Annotated in this window: 16 protein-coding genes; 7 read left to right on the top strand and 9 right to left on the bottom strand. The window is 71.7% G+C overall.

All coding sequences use genetic code 11. The features are described 5' to 3' along the window. Position 1 precedes the first annotated feature (1 nt). The 3 genes from CP980_RS22660 to CP980_RS22645 form a co-directional block, all read right to left on the bottom strand. Entirely contained in the window at positions 2-778 is a 777-nt protein-coding gene (locus CP980_RS22660) for a sulfite exporter TauE/SafE family protein (protein WP_132755373.1), read from the bottom strand. Positions 779-815: 37 nt separating this feature from the next. Further along, positions 816-1,121: a hypothetical protein gene (locus tag CP980_RS35235; protein ID WP_167535870.1), complete on the bottom strand. Its 306-nt coding sequence runs from the start codon at positions 1,119-1,121 to the stop codon at positions 816-818. A 108-nt stretch (positions 1,122-1,229) separates the two neighbouring features. Beyond that, entirely contained in the window at positions 1,230-2,525 is a 1,296-nt protein-coding gene (locus tag CP980_RS22645) for a ferredoxin reductase family protein (protein WP_150528950.1), read from the bottom strand. 168 nt (positions 2,526-2,693) lie between these two features. Between CP980_RS22645 and CP980_RS22640 the strand changes: the two genes are divergently transcribed. Genes CP980_RS22640 through nirD form a run of 3 tightly spaced genes read left to right on the top strand, consistent with a single transcriptional unit; the run spans position 2,694 to position 5,811 of the window. Continuing rightward, positions 2,694-2,915: a hypothetical protein gene (locus CP980_RS22640; RefSeq protein WP_150528949.1), complete on the top strand. Its 222-nt coding sequence runs from the start codon at positions 2,694-2,696 to the stop codon at positions 2,913-2,915. Positions 2,916-2,917: 2 nt separating this feature from the next. Continuing rightward, positions 2,918-5,470 (top strand): nitrite reductase large subunit NirB, encoded by a 2,553-nt coding sequence (gene nirB / locus CP980_RS22635; RefSeq protein ID WP_150528948.1) that lies wholly within the window; start codon positions 2,918-2,920, stop codon positions 5,468-5,470. Next, a complete protein-coding gene (gene nirD / locus CP980_RS22630; RefSeq protein ID WP_150528947.1) occupies positions 5,467-5,811 on the top strand; it encodes a nitrite reductase small subunit NirD in 345 nt (114 codons plus the stop codon). The genes nirB and nirD overlap by 4 nt, the downstream gene beginning before the upstream one ends. A 7-nt stretch (positions 5,812-5,818) precedes the next feature. On the opposite strand, the gene CP980_RS22625 is transcribed toward nirD, so the two are convergent. The 5 genes from CP980_RS22625 to dusB all read right to left on the bottom strand — a co-directional run bounded on the left by CP980_RS22625 (position 5,819) and on the right by dusB (position 12,670). Beyond that, the gene (locus CP980_RS22625; RefSeq protein WP_132755361.1) at positions 5,819-6,223 is read right to left on the bottom strand and encodes a VOC family protein; all 405 of its coding nucleotides are present in this window, start codon (positions 6,221-6,223) and stop codon (positions 5,819-5,821) included. Between the two features lie 151 nt (positions 6,224-6,374). Beyond that, a complete protein-coding gene (locus CP980_RS22620) occupies positions 6,375-6,839 on the bottom strand; it encodes a group III truncated hemoglobin (RefSeq protein WP_132755359.1) in 465 nt (154 codons plus the stop codon). Between the two features lie 160 nt (positions 6,840-6,999). Continuing rightward, positions 7,000-8,052: an ArsR/SmtB family transcription factor gene (locus CP980_RS22615; protein ID WP_150528946.1), complete on the bottom strand. Its 1,053-nt coding sequence runs from the start codon at positions 8,050-8,052 to the stop codon at positions 7,000-7,002. 390 nt (positions 8,053-8,442) lie between these two features. Then, positions 8,443-11,151, bottom strand: coding sequence for a pyruvate, phosphate dikinase (gene ppdK / locus CP980_RS22610; RefSeq protein WP_150528945.1), 2,709 nt, complete (start codon positions 11,149-11,151; stop codon positions 8,443-8,445). A gap of 376 nt (positions 11,152-11,527) precedes the next feature. Then, positions 11,528-12,670 carry a tRNA dihydrouridine synthase DusB gene (gene dusB / locus CP980_RS22605; RefSeq protein ID WP_132755353.1) on the bottom strand — a complete coding sequence of 381 codons (1,143 nt, stop codon included), beginning with the start codon at positions 12,668-12,670 and terminating at the stop codon, positions 11,528-11,530. A gap of 64 nt (positions 12,671-12,734) precedes the next feature. Here dusB and CP980_RS22600 point away from each other — a divergent pair, with 64 nt between their 5' ends. Next, positions 12,735-14,186 (top strand): MFS transporter, encoded by a 1,452-nt coding sequence (locus CP980_RS22600; RefSeq protein ID WP_189998966.1) that lies wholly within the window; start codon positions 12,735-12,737, stop codon positions 14,184-14,186. A gap of 46 nt (positions 14,187-14,232) precedes the next feature. Here the strand turns inward: CP980_RS22600 and CP980_RS22595 are convergent, their stop codons facing one another. Then, positions 14,233-14,688 carry a MarR family winged helix-turn-helix transcriptional regulator gene (locus CP980_RS22595; RefSeq protein WP_229907228.1) on the bottom strand — a complete coding sequence of 152 codons (456 nt, stop codon included), beginning with the start codon at positions 14,686-14,688 and terminating at the stop codon, positions 14,233-14,235. A gap of 91 nt (positions 14,689-14,779) precedes the next feature. Here CP980_RS22595 and CP980_RS22590 point away from each other — a divergent pair, with 91 nt between their 5' ends. The 3 genes from CP980_RS22590 to CP980_RS22580 are packed head-to-tail and all read left to right on the top strand — an operon-like array spanning position 14,780 to position 16,825. Beyond that, positions 14,780-15,124, top strand: a complete 345-nt coding sequence (locus tag CP980_RS22590; RefSeq protein ID WP_150528943.1) for a DoxX family protein — start codon at positions 14,780-14,782, stop codon at positions 15,122-15,124. Between the two features lie 57 nt (positions 15,125-15,181). Continuing rightward, positions 15,182-16,210: an aldo/keto reductase gene (locus tag CP980_RS22585; protein ID WP_150528942.1), complete on the top strand. Its 1,029-nt coding sequence runs from the start codon at positions 15,182-15,184 to the stop codon at positions 16,208-16,210. Positions 16,211-16,231: 21 nt separating this feature from the next. Beyond that, a complete protein-coding gene (locus CP980_RS22580; protein ID WP_150528941.1) occupies positions 16,232-16,825 on the top strand; it encodes a TetR/AcrR family transcriptional regulator in 594 nt (197 codons plus the stop codon). Positions 16,826-16,844: the final 19 nt, after the last annotated feature.

Genomic DNA, 16,844 nt, shown 5'->3' with positions numbered 1-16,844 from the left:
GTCAGCCCCACTGCTCCAGACCGAGCTTGACCACCAGGGCGCCGACGACGGTCAGCAGCACGGCGCGCACGAACCCGCTGCCCTTCTTCAGCGCCATCCGGGCGCCGACCATGCCGCCCGCCAGGTTGAACGCCGCCATCAGCGCGGCCAGCTGCCACAGCACCATGCCCTGGTACGCGAACATCGCGAGCGCCCCGGCGTTCGTGCAGCAGTTGACGATCTTGGCGGTCGCGGACGCGGTCACCAGATCGAGGTGGAGCAGCGCGGTGAGGGCGAGCACCAGGAAGGTCCCCGTACCGGGACCGATGAGACCGTCGTAGAAGCCGATGCCGAGGCCCGCGAGACCGATGGCGAGCAGCACCCGCTGCCGGCTGACGGGCGCGGTCGAGGGGGCGGTGCCGAAGCCCGGCTTGAAGATCACGATGCCCGCGACGACCACGAGTACGCCCATGATGAGCGGGCGCATGGTGTCCTTGCTGATCCCGCCGGCCAGCGCGGCGCCGCCCATGGAGCCGGCGAGCGCCGCGATGCCGATCCGGACGGCGAGCTTCACGTCCACCGGTGCCTTGCGTACGTACGTCACCGCCGCGCCCGCGGTGCCGACGATGGCCACGGCCTTGTTGGTGCCGAGCACGGCGGCCGGCTGGGCGTTCGGCAGGCCGAGGAGCAAGGCGGGCAGGAGGAGCAGTCCGCCGCCGCCCACCACGGCGTCGATCCAGCCGGCCGCGGCGGCGGCCACGCAGAGCACGATGATCATCGTCGTTGATATGTCAGGCACGGCCACGACCCTATGGAGCCGATGGGTGCAGCACCCATCAATCCCCGGAAACTTGCGCAAAGGTTGAGCTTTGCCGGGCCGGCACCCGGTCCGGGGCCGCCGGGGCGGCCGGGTTCACCATCGCCGTCAGCGCCGTCGCGGCCAGCACGCTGGCCAGCCCGAGCCCGGCGGCGAGGCGCCGGGCGGGCGGTACGGCGGCCAGTGCGGCCACGCCCGTCCGCAGGACGGAGGGCCGGCGGTGCCCCCGGTGCCGGGCCGCGGGCGCGGTGGCGGGGGCGGCGGGGACAGGGGCGGCGGGGGCCCCGACCGGTACGGACAGCGGGACGTGGAGCGGATGGCGCATGACGCGGCGGCCTCTCGGATCACGGGGCGGGAGCGGGGCAGGGCGGGGCGGGGCGGGGCGGAATCAGGCGGGGGCGCGGGGCCGGAACGCGGGGGCCGGAACGCGGGGTCAGAAGCTGAAGCACTCGCAATGGACGCGCGCGGCCGGCACCCCGGCCCGCAGCAGCGCACTCCGCGTCGCCTCGGCCATCCCCGGCGGCCCGCACAGGTAGACGTCGTGCTCGGTCAGGTCCGGCACGAGCGCGAGCAGCGCCTGCGGGGCCAGCGGATCGTAGGCGGCGTCGGAGGACCCGAGCAGGTAGTGCAGCCCCGCCCGCCGCTCGGCGGCGATGGCCTCCAGCTCGGAGCGCAGCACCAGCTGCTCCTCGGCCCCGGCCCGGTAGAGGAGGGTGATCTCCCCCGGCCCCCCGGGCAGCGTCTCGAACAGCGCCCGCATCGGCGTGATGCCGACCCCGCCCGCGATCAGCAGCACCTTGGGGCGGGTCCGCCGGGCGGCGGTCAGCGCCCCGAACGGACCGGTGGCGATCACCCTGGTCCCGGGGCGCAGCCGGCGGATGCGCCGGGAGTGCCCGCCGAGCGCCTTCACGGTGATCCGCAGGGTGTGCCCCTGGACAGGCGCGGACAGCGAGAACGGCAGGGCGGTGTGCCACAGGCGGCGTTGGAGGAACCGCCAGCGCAGGAACTGGCCCGGCTCGGCGCGCAGTTCCGCCAGGTGCTGCCCGTACACGACGACGGAGACCACCCCGGGCCCCTCGATGCGCACCTCGGCCACCCGCAGCGCATGCCGCAGGGCCTGCCGTACGGGGACCACGGCCCGGTACCAGACCAGCAGGACGGCGACGGTGGCGTGGGCGAGGGCCCAGAACCAGCCGGCCGGGGCGAGATCGGGCCCGGCGAGCTGGTGGCCGAAGGCCAAGGAGGCGGCGAGGTAGACCAGGAGGTGGACCGCCCGCCAGGTTTCGTGGCTGACCCGGCCGCGTACGGCTCGGGCGGAGGTCACGCCGACGGCGGCCAGCAGGGCCGTCCCGGCGAAGGCGGCCGCCAGCGCGGGGTAGCCGAACAGGTCCCGGACGGCGGAGACCACGTCGACGCCCTGGTGGACGGCGTACCCGAACAGGGCGAAGAGGGCGTGCCCGAAACAGAGCAGCAGCACGTGCCGCCCGCCGCGGGCGTGCCAGCGGGCGAGCCGGTCGGCGCCGACGCCGTGCTCGACGGCGGGCACCCGGGCCATCAGGAAGAGCACGACGAGCACCCCGTACCCGGCGAGCAGCCCGCTCAGGTGGGCGGCGGTCGCGAAGAGCGCGTCGAGCCGCGCGGAGGGCCGCACCTGGGCCGCCCACACGAGCGCCACCAGCCCCGCACCGCCGAGCATCCCGCCCTTGACCCGCATCGCCGCATCTCGCACACCGGTCACGCTAAGGGCGCCGCGACCGCCTCCGAGCTGCCCGAACCGTTCCTTAAGCCGCCCTTGAGGGACGCCTCACCGACCCTTAACCCGGGCGCTGAGGTGCGCGTTCCGTCCGGGTAACAGCGGCGATGCGGCGGGGAAACAGCGGACGCGCACGCTCGTGCCATGACCTCGGAACGGCAGCGCGTGGTGGTGACGGCGGCGGCCTCGCGGGCCCTGCTGCTCGCCGCGCGGCCGGGCGCGGACACCACCGCGGAGACGGAGACGGAGACGGAGGTGACCGTCCTCGGCGAACTCACCACCGTGGGCGCCCCCGCCCGCAGCTGGCAGGACGCCGAGACCCTGACCGACCTGTTCCACCTGCTCACCGACGACGGAGGCTCCTGATCATGGCCGCAGCCACGCCCACGCCCACCCCCGCCATCGTGCTCATCGGCCACGGCATGGTCGGCCAGCGCTACCTGGAGGCCCTCGCCGAGCGCGGCGCCACCGCCACGCACCGGATCACCGTGCTCTGCGAGGAGCCCCGGCCCGCGTACGACCGCGTCCACCTCACCTCGTACTTCTCCGGCAGCACCCCCGAGGACCTCTCCCTCACCCCGGCCGGCTTCATGGAGCAGCACGGGATCGAGCTGCACCTCGCGGACCCCGCCGAGACCGTCGACCGCGACGCCCGTACCGTCACCTCCCGCTCCGGGCGGGTGTTCCCGTACGACGTGCTGGTCCTCGCGACCGGCAGCCACCCCTTCGTGCCGCCCGTTCCCGGCAGGGACGCCCCCGGCTGCTTCGTCTACCGCACCATCGAGGACCTGCTCGCGATCGAGGAGTACGCCCGGACCCGTACCAGCGGCGCCGTCGTGGGCGGCGGGCTCCTCGGGCTGGAGGCGGCCGGCGCCCTCAAGGGGCTCGGCCTCGACACCCGCGTCGTGGAGTTCGCCCCGCGCCTGATGCCCGTCCAGGTCGACGAGGGCGGCGGCGCGGCCCTGCTGCGCACCGTCGAGTCGATGGGGCTGACCGTCCACACCGGCGTCGGCACCCAGGAGGTGCTGACCGGAGCGGACGGCTCCGTCACCGGCATGCGGCTCTCCGACGGCTCCACCGTCGACACCGACCTCGTCGTCTTCTCCGCCGGGGTCCGCCCCCGCGACCAGCTCGCCCGCGCCTCGGGCCTGACCGTCGGCGAGCGCGGCGGCATCGGCGTCGACGCCCGGTGCCGCACCTCCGACCCGCGCGTCTACGCGATCGGCGAGTGCGCGCTGGCCGTCGACGGCCGGGTGTACGGGCTGGTCGGCCCCGGCTACGAGATGGCCGAGACGGCCGCCGAGGACCTCCTGGGCCGGGCCAAGGAGTTCACCGGAGCCGACCTGTCCACGAAGCTCAAGCTGCTCGGTGTGGACGTGGCCTCCTTCGGCGACGCCCACGGCACGGCCCCCGGCAGCCTCGACGTCGTCTACTCCGACTCCCGCTCCGGGATCTACAAGAAGCTGGTCGTCTCCCCCGACGGGGTCCTCCTCGGCGGGGTCCTGGTCGGCGACGCCGAGGCGTACGGCCTGCTGCGCCCGCTCACCGGCAGCGTCCCGCCGGTCGGCCCCGACCGGCTCGTCCTGCCCGCCGGTCTCGGCGCGCCCGTCGCGCTCGGCCCCTCGGCACTGCCCGACTCGGCGGTGATCTGCTCCTGCCACAACGTCACGAAGGAGGCGATCACCGCCTGCGCGACCCTCCCCGAGGTCAAGCGGTGCACCAGGGCGGGCACCGGCTGCGGCAGCTGCCTCAAGACGATCGGCCGGCTGCTGCCCGCGGCCGCGGACACGGGGCTGTGCGGCTGCTTCCCCTTCACCCGGGCCGAGCTCTACGAGATCGTCCGGACCCGCCGGCTGACCTCGTACGAGCAGCTCCTCGACGGACACGGCCGGGAAACGGCGCGCGGCGGCGACGGCTGCGAGGTCTGCAAGCCGGCCGTCGGCTCGATCATCGCCTCGCTCGCCCCCACCCTCGGCGCGAGCGGCTACGTCCTCGACGGGGCGCAGGCCGCCCTGCAGGACACCAACGACCACTTCCTCGCGAACCTCCAGCGCAACGGCTCCTACTCGGTCGTCCCGCGCATCCCCGGCGGCGAGATCACCCCCGACAAGCTCATCGTGATCGGCGAGGTGGCCCGCGACTTCGGGCTCTACACGAAGATCACCGGCGGTCAGCGCATCGACCTCTTCGGAGCCGGCGTGGACCAGCTCCCGCGGATCTGGGCCCGGCTCGTGGAGGCCGGATTCGAGTCCGGGCACGCGTACGGGAAGGCGCTGCGCACGGTGAAGTCCTGCGTGGGGCAGACCTGGTGCCGGTACGGGGTCCAGGACTCCGTACGGATGGCCATCGACCTGGAGCTGCGCTACCGGGGCCTGCGCGCCCCGCACAAGCTCAAGTCGGCGGTCTCGGGCTGCGCGCGCGAGTGCGCGGAGGCACAGAGCAAGGACTTCGGGGTGATCGCCACGGCGCACGGCTGGAACCTGTACGTCGGCGGGAACGGCGGGGCCACTCCGCGCCACGCCGATCTGCTGGCACAGGACCTGTCGGACGCCGAACTGGTACGGCTCATCGACCGGTTCCTGATGTTCTACATCCGCACGGCGGGCCGCCTGGAGCGCACCTCCACCTGGCTGGAGCGGCTGGAGGGCGGCCTGGACCACCTGCGGGACGTGATCGTGCACGACTCGCTCGGCCTGTGCGCGGAGCTGGAGGCGCTGATGGCCGACCACGTGGCCCACTACCGGGACGAATGGGCCGAGACCCTCCAGGACCCGGAGCGGCTGCGCCGGTTCGTGTCCTTCGTGAACGCGCCCGGAGCCCCCGACCCGACCGTGAAGTTCGTGCCCGAACGCGACCAGGTCAAGCCCGACCTGACCCTTCTCGACATCCGGCCGCTGGAGGCCGTGGGAGGTACCCGATGACCGTGGAACTGCACGTGCCCGAGGGCTGGCTGACGGTGTGCGAGCTGTCCGAACTGACCCCCGGGCGCGGGGTGGCGGTCCTGCTGCCCGACGGGGGCCAGGCGGCGGTGTTCGTCGACCGGTCGGGGCGCACGTACGCCATCGACAACCGGGATCCGTTCACCGGGGCGGCCGTGCTCTCGCGGGGGCTGGTCGGGTGCGCCGGGGGCCGGCCCTTCGTGGCCTCGCCGCTGCTCAAGCAGCGCTTCGACCTCCTGTCGGGGCGCTGCCTGGACGACGAGGGGGCGGCGGTCCGGACCTACCCGGTGCGGACCGCCGTGACGTCGGCGGCGGTGGTGTAGCGGGGCATCAGCCCTGGACGGCCGCCGGGTCCATCCAGACGTACTCCCAGACGTGGCCGTCCAGGTCCTCGAAGGCCCGGCCGTACATGAAGCCGAGGTCCTGGGCCGGACGGGGTTCGGTGGCGCCCGCGGCGAGGGCGGCGCCGAGCACCTGGTCGACCTGGTCCCGGCTGTCCGCGCTCAGGGCCAGCATGACCTCGGTGGTCTTGGTGGCGTCCGCGACCTCCTTGGTGGCGAAGTCCCTGAAGCGGGCCTCGGTCATGAGCATCGCGAAGATCGTGTCGCTGATGACGAGGCAGCCGGTCTTGTCGTCGCTGAACTGGGGGTTGAAGGAGTAGCCGAGCTCGACCCAGAACGCCTTGGCGGCCTCGATGTCCTTGACCGGCAGGTTGACGAAGATCATGGTGGCCATCTCGGTCCCTCTTCTCTCACATGCTTCTCTCGCATGTGCGTCGCGTGTGCGTCTCGTGTGCGCTTTCGAGGGGTAGACCTGGGGCTCCGGAAAAACTCATCGCTCCCGCGGAGATTTTTCCGCGCACCGCCCGGCGGGCCATCCGACCAGGTCAGGCCGTGGTACGGAGCTCCAGGGCGGCCAACGGGACGAAGCCCTGGCTGCCGGGGCGCAGCAGGAGCGCCGGGTCGGCGCCGGCCAGGCGCTGGTGCAGGGCCAGGGCGATCCGCTCGCCCGTCGCCTTGGCACGCTCCGCGTTCGGCCCGCGGTGCAGGCCGTCGACGGCGGCGTTCCACAGCTGCACCCAGCGCCCGAAGTCCTCGGCGGTCATCGCGCGCGCCGCGTGCAGGGCGGCGTGCGGGCCGAAGGCGTCGCGTCCGTAACCGGCCGTTCGGAACAGGGCCCGCTCCCAGAAGTCCGTGATGCGCGGCAGGTGGACCTCCAGGTCCGTGCCGGCGATCTCGGTGAAGAACGGACCGATCCGCCGGTCGGCGAAGGCGGCGGTGTAGAAGCGGCGCAGCACGACGGTGAGGTCGGCGCGGCCGGAGATGTCGTTGTCCGCGGCGAACTGGTTCATGGCTTCACCATCTTGGCGCACGCGGGGGGCGTGCCAGGGTGGAAAGTCCCGCCGTTCGTCACTTCGTGCGGTTCGCGGGGCGGCCGGTGGCGGCGCGCCCCGGACCGTGATCCCGGGTCCGGGGCGCGCGGCGGTCCGGCCAGGAGCCGGCGGGCCCCCTCTAGGAGGCCACCGCTCCGCCCTTGAGCAGCGCGGCCCCCAGCGGGGTCACCGTGTGCAGGACGGCGTTGCCCCGGCGCAGGGTGGTGACCAGGCCCGCCTCGCGCATCACGCAGGCGTGCTGGCTCGCGGAGGCCAGCGAGACCCCGGCCCGGCGGGCCAGCTCGCTGGTGGTGGCCCCGTCGCCGATGGCCCGCAGCACCACCGAGCGGGTGTGCCCGACGAGCTTGCCGAGCGTGCGCTGGCGCTGCTCCTCCAGGGGCCGAATCGATTCACCCGTCGCCGACGCCGAGGCCAGCTGCGCGGCGGCCGGGTACACCAGCACCGGCGGGAGCTCCGGGTCGTGCAGGGTCACGGCGGTGCGCCGGCAGAAGAACGACGGCTGGAGCAGCAGCCCGCGCCCCCGCAGCCGTACGTCGCGGTCCACCGGGTAGTCGCACTCCAGGACCGGCGCCCTCCAGCGCAGCATCGGCGGCAGCGAGGCCAGCAGCTCGTCCGCGCCCCCGTCGAGCAGGGCGCGGCCGCGTGCGGCCCGCTCGGCCTCGATCTGGGCCTGGATGTGCGTCCAGTACGGCTCCACGGCCGCCCGGTGGTAGCCGCGCAGCTCTCCGAGCAGCCTGGGGAGGTGTTTGGTGCCGCCTTCCATGAAGTCCCGCAGCCGCCGCGGGACGGATGCGTCGGCGCCCCCGCTGACGGCCGAGGGCATGCCGAACGCGGCCCCGACGCCCGTGCCCGCGCCCAGCAGCGCCAGCTCGCGCCGCATCCGTTCGGGGCGGATCCCGCGCAACGCGTCGAGTCCCACGTCCCACCCGTACTGCCCCTCCACAGGGGTCAGGAAATCGGGAAAATAACCACGACTCGGTATGAGCGCACCGAGCAAACGTGTTTCACTATTCAACCTGCTCCGGGTTTCCGTACGCCATTCACCGAAGAGCCGCGCATCACGCCGGTCTCTTAAGCGGTGAAAACTCAGAATCGTTTCCCACAACGCATCGGGACGCCCTGCCATCCGTACGCGTGCCAGGTCCACTCCAGTGAAATGGATACGCAGCACCGAACCCCCACCTGTGCAACCGCAATCCCCCCGCCCCATGAGTATGCATGCCGTCACACGACGTCACCACGCCCTTTCAGCCACAGTTGAAACCCCTTTCGGCAGGGGCGTGACAACCGAAATCCTGTACTCCGCCAGGCACACTCCGATGCGACCGAAACGCTCCGTGAAGGCCGTGGGGGGCTTTGCGGGGCCTGGCGGTCGGTCGCACCGGGAAGCGCCGACGTGCCTGGCAGATTGCCGGCAGGCGGTGGACGGGTGGGGATCCGTCCACCGCCTGCTGGCGTAAAGATTTGTTGAACAACAAAAAAGATGCGCGTCCGCCCTCGGGGGTCAGGGAACCCGGGGGCGGACGCGCAGTCAGCGGGCCCTGTCAGGGCCAGGAGGTGCTCAGCGGCTGTCGCTGCCCTTCGACTCGGCGGCGGCACGGCCGGCCTCCAGGCGCGCCACCGGGATCCGGAACGGCGAGCAGGAGACGTAGTCGAGGCCGACCTCGTGGAAGAAGTGGACGGACTCGGGGTCGCCGCCGTGCTCGCCGCAGACGCCGAGCTTGAGGTCGGGGCGGGTCTCCCGGCCGGCCTGGGCCGCGCTGCGGACCAGCGCGCCGACGCCGTCCTTGTCGATGGTCTCGAACGGCGAGACCCCGAAGATGCCCTTCTCCAGGTACGCGGTGAAGAAGCTGGCCTCGACGTCGTCGCGGGAGAAGCCCCACACCGTCTGGGTCAGGTCGTTCGTACCGAAGGAGAAGAACTGCGCGGCCTCGGCGATCTGCCCGGCCGTGAGGGCGGCGCGGGGCAGCTCGATCATGGTGCCGATGGAGAGCTTGAGGCTGGTGCCGGTGGCGGCCTCGACCTCGGCGATGACCGCGTCGGCCTCCTCGCGGACGATCTCCAGCTCCTGGACGGTGCCCACGAGCGGGACCATGATCTCGGCGCGCGGGTCGCCCTTGGCGTTCTTGCGCTCGGCCGCGGCCTCGGCGATCGCCCGGACCTGCATGGCGAACAGGCCGGGGATGACCAGGCCGAGGCGGACACCGCGCAGACCCAGCATCGGGTTCTGCTCGTGCAGCTTGTGCACGGCCTGGAGCAGGCGCAGGTCGTTCTCGTTGGCGTCCTTGCGGGCCTCGGCGAGGGCGACGCGCACCGACAGCTCGGTGATGTCGGGCAGGAACTCGTGCAGCGGCGGGTCGAGGAGGCGGACGGTGACGGGCAGCCCGTCCATCGCCTCGAACAGCTCGACGAAGTCCTTCTTCTGGAGCGGCAGGAGGGCACTCAGTGCCTCCTCGCGCTCCTTGTCGGTGTCCGCGAGGATCAGGTGCTCCACCAGCTCGCGGCGCTCGCCGAGGAACATGTGCTCGGTGCGGCACAGGCCGATGCCCTGGGCGCCGAAGCGGCGGGCGCGCAGCGCGTCCTCGGCGTTGTCGGCGTTGGCGCGCACCCGCAGCCGGCGGACGCGGTCCGCGTAGGCCATGATCCGGTGGACGGCCTGGACGAGCTCGTCGGCGTCGTCGGCGCCGGCGTGCATGCGGCCCTCGAAGTACTCGACGACCGGGGAGGGTACGACGGGTACCTCGCCGAGGTAGACCTTGCCGGTGGAGCCGTCGATGGAGACGACGTCGCCCTCCTCGATCACCTTGCCGCCGACCGTCATGCGGCGGCGCTTGGTGTCGACTTCGAGGTCCTCGGCACCGCAGACGCAGGTCTTGCCCATGCCGCGGGCGACGACAGCGGCGTGCGAGGTCTTGCCGCCGCGCGAGGTCAGGATGCCCTCGGCGGCGATCATGCCGTCCAGGTCGTCCGGGTTGGTCTCGCGGCGGATCAGGATGACCTTCTCGCCGGAGCGCGACCACTTGACGGCCGTGTACGAGTCGAAGACGGCCTTGCCGACGGCCGCGCCCGGGGAGGCGGCGATGCCGCGGCCGAGCAGCTCGGTGCTGGCGCCCTCGTCGAAGCGCGGGAACATCAGCTGCGCGAGCTGGGCGCCGTTGACGCGCTGGAGGGCCTCGGCCTCGTCGATGAGGCCCTGGTCCACGAGCTGGGTGGCGATGCGGAAGGCGGCGCCGGCGGTGCGCTTGCCGACTCGGGTCTGCAGCATCCACAGCTGGCCGCGCTCGATCGTGAACTCGATGTCGCAGAGATCCTTGTAGTGGGTCTCCAGCGTGGTCATGATCGTCATGAGCTGGTCGTACGACGCCTTGTCGATCGACTCCAGGTCCGCCAGCGGGACGGTGTTGCGGATGCCCGCGACGACGTCCTCGCCCTGGGCGTTCTGCAGGTAGTCGCCGTAGACGCCCGCGTGGCCGCTGGCCGGGTCGCGGGTGAAGGCGACGCCGGTGCCGGAGTCGGGGCCGAGGTTGCCGAAGACCATGGAGCAGATGTTGACCGCGGTGCCCAGGTCGCTCGGGATGCGCTCCTGGCGGCGGTAGAGCTTGGCGCGGTCGGTGTTCCAGGAGTTGAAGACCGCCTCGACGGCGAGGTCGAGCTGCTCGCGGGCCTCCTGCGGGAACTCGCGGCCGGCCTGCTTGGCGACGATCTTCTTGAAGCGGGTGACCAGCTTCTTGAGGTCGGCGGCGTCGAGGTCGGTGTCGACGGCGACCTTCTTGGCGGCCTTGGCCTCGTCGAGGGCCTCTTCGAAGAGCTCGCCGTCGACGCCGAGGACGGTCTTGCCGAACATCTGGATGAGGCGGCGGTACGAGTCCCACGCGAAGCGCTCGTTGCCGGCCTGGGCGGCGAGGCCGGCGACGGACTCGTCGGAGAGGCCGATGTTGAGGACCGTGTCCATCATGCCCGGCATGGAGAACTTGGCGCCGGAACGCACGGAGACCAGCAGCGGGTCGTCCGACTGGCCGAGCTTCTTGCCCATCTTCGCCTCAAGCGCAGCCAGGTGGGCGCTGACCTCGTCGCGCAGCGCGGCCGGTGCCTCCCCGCTGGCGAGGTAGACCTTGCAGGCCTCGGTGGTGATGGTGAAGCCGGGAGGGACCGGCAGACCCAGGTTGGTCATCTCGGCGAGGTTGGCCCCCTTGCCGCCGAGAAGGTCCTTGAGGTCGCGGTTTCCCTCGGTGAAGTCGTAGACGAACTTCTGATCTTTGTTTTCCGACACGGGTCTCGACTCCTCGAGGACTCGGTGGCTGCCCTGACGGCCAGGAACATACCCAGATCGAAGGCTTCTGGGTACGTCCACTTGGTCGTCATGCGGCTGTAACCACCCGTGCGCCACCAGATCGAAAGTAACCAACGAGTAGCCAGAACCTCCGAAGAGCGTTCACCTCCCGAAGGGGGAAGGGTCTCCTGAGGCCTGTTTCCGCTCGGATGAGCGATCATCGATACATTTGCGTTCAAGTCTTGAACGAACAAAGGGTGGCACCCAGTGCCACCCTTTGAAAGTCTTACCCGTGATTTTCGCGCTCATGTGAGCGCAACCCCACCCATGCGTGGCGTATGTCACGCCGTCGGCGGCATACTTTGTCAGCTGATTCTCAGCCCCCGGACGTGTCCAGTTCCGCGTCCTCACTCACGCCCGCACAGTCGTACGGATCCTTCAGCCAGCCATCCGGGAGGACAACCCGGTTGTTTCCGGACGTCCGGCCACGCGGGCCGTCCGCGCTCTCGGGCCACGGCTGGTCCAGGTCCAGCTCGCTCAGATGAGCGTTCAGCTCGGCCAGCGACGAGGTGACCGCGAGCTTCTTCCGCATCTCGGAACCGACCGAGAAGCCCTTGAGGTACCAGGCCACGTGCTTACGGAAGTCGATCACCCCGCGCGTCTCGTCGCCGATCCACTCCCCCAGCAACTGGGCGTGCCGGTGCATGGTGGCGGCGACCTCGCGCAGCGTCGGCTTGTGGAAGTCCTCGGGCCGCCCCTCGAAGGCCGCGACCAGGTCGTTGAACAGCCACGGGCGGCCCAGGCAGCCGCGCCCCACGACCACGCCGTCGCAGCCGGTCTCGCGCACCATCCGCAGCGCGTCCTCGGCGCACCAGATGTCGCCGTTTCCGAGCACGGGGATCTCCGGCACGTGCTCCTTGAGCCGCGCGATGGCCTCCCAGTCCGCGGTGCCGCCGTAGTGCTGGGCGGTGGTGCGCCCGTGCAGGGCGATGGCGGTGACGCCCTCCTCGACGGCGATCCGGCCGGCGTCCAGGTAGGTGAGGTGCTCGTCGTTGATGCCCTTGCGCATCTTCATCGTGACCGGCAGGTCGCCCGCGCCCGCGACGGCCTCGCGCAGGATCGCGCGCAGCAGGTTCCGCTTGTACGGGAGGGCGGAGCCGCCGCCCTTGCGGGTCACCTTGGGGACGGGGCAGCCGAAGTTGAGGTCGATGTGGTCGGCGCGGTCCTCTTCGACGATCATGCGGACCGCCTTGCCGACCGTCCCCGGGTCGACTCCGTACAGCTGGATCGAGCGCGGCTTCTCGGTCTCGTCGAAGTGGATCAGCTGCATGGTCTTCTCGTTGCGCTCGACCAGGGCGCGTGTCGTGATCATCTCGCTCACGAACAACCCCTTGCCGCCGCTGAACTCCCGGCAGAGGGTGCGGAACGGGGCGTTGGTGATGCCGGCCATGGGGGCGAGCACCACGGGGGGCTGCACGGTGTGCGGGCCGATCGCGAGCGGCGGAGGGAGCGTGGTCATCCCCCCATTGTCGCCCAGCCGGACCGGAGCACGCATCTCTTTAGTTAGGCGTACTATCGGAACCATGCCGGAGTTGAGCCGCCGACGGCGGATGCTGGTGCTGGCGATCTGCTGCATGAGCCTGCTCATCGTCAGCCTCGACGTGACCGTCCTGAACGTCGCCCTGCCCTCGATGCGCCGCGAGCTGCACGCCTCCGTCTCCGGCATGCAGTGGACGATCGACGCGTACACGCTGGTCCTGGCCTCGCTGCTGATGCTGGCGGGGTCCACCGCGGACCGGATCGGGCGCCGCAGGGTCTTCACCGCCGGCCTGGTGCTCTTCACGGCGGGCTCACTGCTCTGCTCGCTGGCGCCGACCCTGGAATGGCTGATCGCCTTCCGGATGGTCCAGGCCGTGGGCGGCTCGATGCTCAACCCGGTCGCCATGTCGATCATCACCAACACCTTCACCGATCCGCGCGAGCGGGCCCGCGCCATCGGCGCCTGGGGCGCGGTGGTGGGCATATCCATGGCCGTGGGCCCGCTGATCGGCGGGCTGCTGGTGGAATCCGTCGGCTGGCGCTCCATCTTCTGGATCAACCTCCCGGTCGGGCTGCTTGCGCTGGCGCTGACCCTGCGGTTCGTCCCCGAGTCGCGGGCCGCGCACCCGCGCCGCCCGGACCCGGTGGGCCAGCTCCTGGTCATGGCCCTGCTCGGCTCCGTGACGTACGGGATCATCGAGGCGCCGAGCGCGGGCTGGGACTCCCCGGTCATCTTCGGCTGCGCGGCCCTCGCCGTGGCCTCGCTCACGGGCCTGCTGGTCTACGAGCCGCGGCGGGCGGAGCCTTTGATCGACCCGCGGTTCTTCCGGAGCGCCCCCCTCAGCGGCGCGACGGTGATCGCGATCGGCGCCTTCGCCGCGCTGTCCGGGTTCCTCTTCCTGAACACCCTGTACCTGCAGGACGTACGGGGGCTCAGCGCACTCGACGCCGGGCTCTACATGCTGCCGATGGCCTTGATGACCTTCCTGTGCGCGCCGCTGTCGGGCCGGCTGGTCGGCAACCGGGGGCCGCGGCCGTCGCTGCTGATCGCGGGGACGGCGATGGCGGCGAGCGGGGTGCTGTTCGCCGCGTTCTCGGCGGAGACCTCGACGCCGCTGCTGTTCACCGCGTACGTGCTGTTCGGGCTCGGGTTCGGCATGGTGAACGCGCCCATCACCAACACGGCGGTCTCCGGGATGCCCCGGGCCCAGGCGGGGGTGGCGGCCGCGGTCGCCTCGACCAGCAGGCAGACCGGCGGCACGCTGGGCGTGGCCGTGATCGGCGCGGTGCTGGCGGCGGGGACGGCGGGCGGGGCCGGTTTCATCGAGGCGACGCGGCCGGCCTGGTGGATCATCACGGGCTGCGGACTGCTCGCGCTCGTGGTGGGCGCCGCGACCAGCGGCCGATGGGCCATGGGGACGGCGGAGCGGACGGCGCGCGCCCTGGAGCGCACGGCGGCGGCGCCCTCGCGAACGGCGGCTCCGCCGCGGGGCTGAGGCCCGGGCGGGCGGGTTCGCGGTGCTGGCGGGCGGCCGGGGGCCCCTACTCCCCGCAGGTGAAGTGGTCGGGGTTCGAGTCGATCCGGCCCAGCAGGGCGCGCAGCGCCTCCTGGTCGGCTCGCGAGAACGCCGAGAAGAGCGAGAGTTCGACCTCGTCGAGGGCCGCGTTGGTCTTGGCGAGGGCGGTCGATCCGGCGTCGGTGATGGCCACGTTGTGGCGGCGGCGGTCGGCCGGGTCCCGTCGGCGGACGGCCAGGCCCTCGCCCTCCAGGTCGTTGAGGATGCCGACCAGCACGCTCGGATCCACCTCCAGCCGCTCGGCGAGCGCCCGCTGGCCGAGGGGGCCTTCCTCCAGGTGCATCAGCGTCATCGCGTGCCGCGGGCTGAGTCCGGCCGTGCTGAGCGCCTTCTTCATGAGCGTCTCGGTGATCGAGCCGTGCCAGGCCAGGAGCAGGCCCAGGCGCTGCGGGGGGTGCGGGGATTCCTGAGCTGCCGTCATATCGGACATCGTAACAATCGAGGAATGGTTGCAGGCTTTCGATCGTTGATGCTGTTCAATGATTCGACACCACCGATCATTGGAGCTCTTCATGTTCATTGCCTACGCCGTCGTCGCCGGCCTGCTCGCCCTCGTCCTGGCCGCATCGGCCACCTTCACGCTCCGGCGGAACGAGGCGATCGTGACGAACATGCGGAAGGTCCAGGTCCCGGACTCCTGGCTGCCGGGGCTGGCCGCCCTGAAGGCGGCGGGCGCGACAGGCCTGGTCGCAGGCCTGTGGGTGACTCCGCTGGGCGTGGCCGCCGCGATCGGCGTGACGCTCTACTTCGTCGGCGCGGTCATCAGCCACCTGCGCGTCAAGGACTTCGAACTGGCCCCGGCGGCCGTCCTCGCCCTGGTCGCGGCGGCGGCACTGGTCCTCCGTGTGGCGGCGTAGCCGTCCTGACGGGTGACAGATATTGAAATCTGTCACCCGTCATGCCATGGTTGTTCCATGACCACGAACCAGAACACCCGCGCCCTCGGCTCGACCGGCCCTTCCGTCTTCCCACTGGGGCTGGGCTGCATGGGCATGTCCGCGCTGTACGGAGAGGCCGACCGCACCGAGTCCGTCGCGACCATCCACGCCTATCTGGACGCCGTCCCCGAGGGCGCGAGCGCGCTGCTCGACACCGGCGACTTCTACGGCATGGGGCACAACGAGATGCTGATCGGCGAAGCGCTGCGCTCCGCGCCGGCCGCGGCTGCGGAGCGGGCGCTGATCAGCGTGAAGTTCGGCGCGCTGCGCACCGTCGAGGGCGGGTTCACCGGCTATGACGGCCGCCCCGAGGCCGTCAGGAATTTCCTGGCCTATTCGCTCCAGCGCCTGGGCCGGGACCACATCGACGTCTACCGGATCGCCCGGGTCGATCCGGACGTCCCGATCGAGGAGACCGTCGGGGCCATCGCCGAGGCCGTCCAGGCCGGGCACGTCCGGCACATCGGCCTCTCCGAGGTCGGCGCGGACACCCTGCGCCGGGCCGCCGCGGTGGCACCGATCTCGGACCTCCAGATCGAGTACTCGCTCATCTCCCGCGGCATCGAGGCGGAGATCCTGCCGACCGCCCGCGAGCTGGGCATCGGGGTCACGGCGTACGGGGTGCTGAGCCGCGGCCTGATCAGCGGGCACTTCAGCCGTGACCGGAAGCTGGCGCCGGGCGACTTCCGCGGGATGAGCCCGCGCTTCCAGGGGGAGAACCTCCAGCGCAATCTCGACTTGGTCGACGCCCTGCGCAAGGTCGCGGAGGACAAGGGCGTCAGCGTCGCCCAGACCGCCATCGCCTGGGTGCTCTCGCGCGGGGAGGACATCGTGCCGCTGGTGGGCGCCCGCCGGCGGGACAGACTGGCCGAGGCACTGGGTGCCATGACCGTGGAGCTGACGGCCGCGGACCTGGCGGCCGTCGAGGAGGCCGTTCCGGCGGGAGCCGCGGCCGGCGAGCGGTATCCGGAAGCGCAGATGGCCCACCTCGACAGTGAGCACTGAGCGGGCGGTACGGTCGTACCCATGTCCCCCGCCGCTGCCGAGCCCCTGACACCCGAGCGCATCCTCGAAACCACCGAGGAGGTACTGCGCCGCTTCGGCCCCACCAAGGCCACCGTGGTGGACGTGGCCCGAGCCCTGGGCGTCAGCCACGGCAGCGTGTACCGGCACTTCCCGTCGAAGGCGGCGCTGCGCGAGGCCGTCACGGACCGCTGGCTCGCCAAGAGCGTCGTCCGCCTGGACAAGATCGCCTCGGCCCCCGAGGGCACCGCTCCCTCGAAGCTGGAGGCCTGGCTGGAGGCGCTGTTCGAGGCCAAGCGGCACAAGGCGGGCGACGACCCGGAGCTGTTCGCGACGTACACGGTGCTGCTCGCCGAGAACAGCGACGTGGTGGACCAGCATCTGAACCAGCTGATCGAGCAGCTGGGCCGGATCATCGCCGAGGGGGTCGAGGAGGGTTCGCTCAGTGCGTCCGACGTACCGGCCGCCGCCCGGGCGGTGTTCGACGCCACCGGCCGTTTCCATGATCCGCAGTACGCGGCGGAGTGGCTCAAGCCCACGATCGTCACGGAGTTCGAGGCGGTCACCGCGCTGGTGATCAGGGGCCTGCGCGCCTGACGGGCAAAGAACGTCCGGA

Origin of the sequence: Streptomyces vinaceus, from assembly GCF_008704935.1 — a bacterium.
In the GTDB taxonomy this organism is placed as follows: Bacteria; Actinomycetota; Actinomycetes; order Streptomycetales; family Streptomycetaceae; genus Streptomyces; species Streptomyces vinaceus.
The sequence above is the reverse complement of the archived record's forward strand: the minus strand, read 5'-3'. Positions and strand labels throughout refer to the sequence as shown.

Bases quoted from the DNA above. Each gene is read 5' to 3' on its own strand.
- CP980_RS35235 (WP_167535870.1), bottom strand. From the start codon at position 1,121: ATGCGCCATCCGCTCCACGTCCCGCTGTCCGTACCGGTCGGGGCCCCC.
- CP980_RS22640 (WP_150528949.1), top strand. From the start codon at position 2,694: ATGACCTCGGAACGGCAGCGCGTGGTGGTGACGGCGGCGGCCTCGCGG.
- nirB (WP_150528948.1), top strand. From the start codon at position 2,918: ATGGCCGCAGCCACGCCCACGCCCACCCCCGCCATCGTGCTCATCGGC.
- nirD (WP_150528947.1), top strand. From the start codon at position 5,467: ATGACCGTGGAACTGCACGTGCCCGAGGGCTGGCTGACGGTGTGCGAG.
- CP980_RS22625 (WP_132755361.1), bottom strand. From the start codon at position 6,223: ATGGCCACCATGATCTTCGTCAACCTGCCGGTCAAGGACATCGAGGCC.
- CP980_RS22620 (WP_132755359.1), bottom strand. From the start codon at position 6,839: ATGAACCAGTTCGCCGCGGACAACGACATCTCCGGCCGCGCCGACCTC.
- dusB (WP_132755353.1), bottom strand. From the start codon at position 12,670: ATGACCACGCTCCCTCCGCCGCTCGCGATCGGCCCGCACACCGTGCAG.
- CP980_RS22600 (WP_189998966.1), top strand. From the start codon at position 12,735: ATGCCGGAGTTGAGCCGCCGACGGCGGATGCTGGTGCTGGCGATCTGC.
- CP980_RS22595 (WP_229907228.1), bottom strand. From the start codon at position 14,688: ATGACGGCAGCTCAGGAATCCCCGCACCCCCCGCAGCGCCTGGGCCTG.
- CP980_RS22590 (WP_150528943.1), top strand. From the start codon at position 14,780: ATGTTCATTGCCTACGCCGTCGTCGCCGGCCTGCTCGCCCTCGTCCTG.
- CP980_RS22585 (WP_150528942.1), top strand. From the start codon at position 15,182: ATGACCACGAACCAGAACACCCGCGCCCTCGGCTCGACCGGCCCTTCC.
- CP980_RS22580 (WP_150528941.1), top strand. From the start codon at position 16,232: ATGTCCCCCGCCGCTGCCGAGCCCCTGACACCCGAGCGCATCCTCGAA.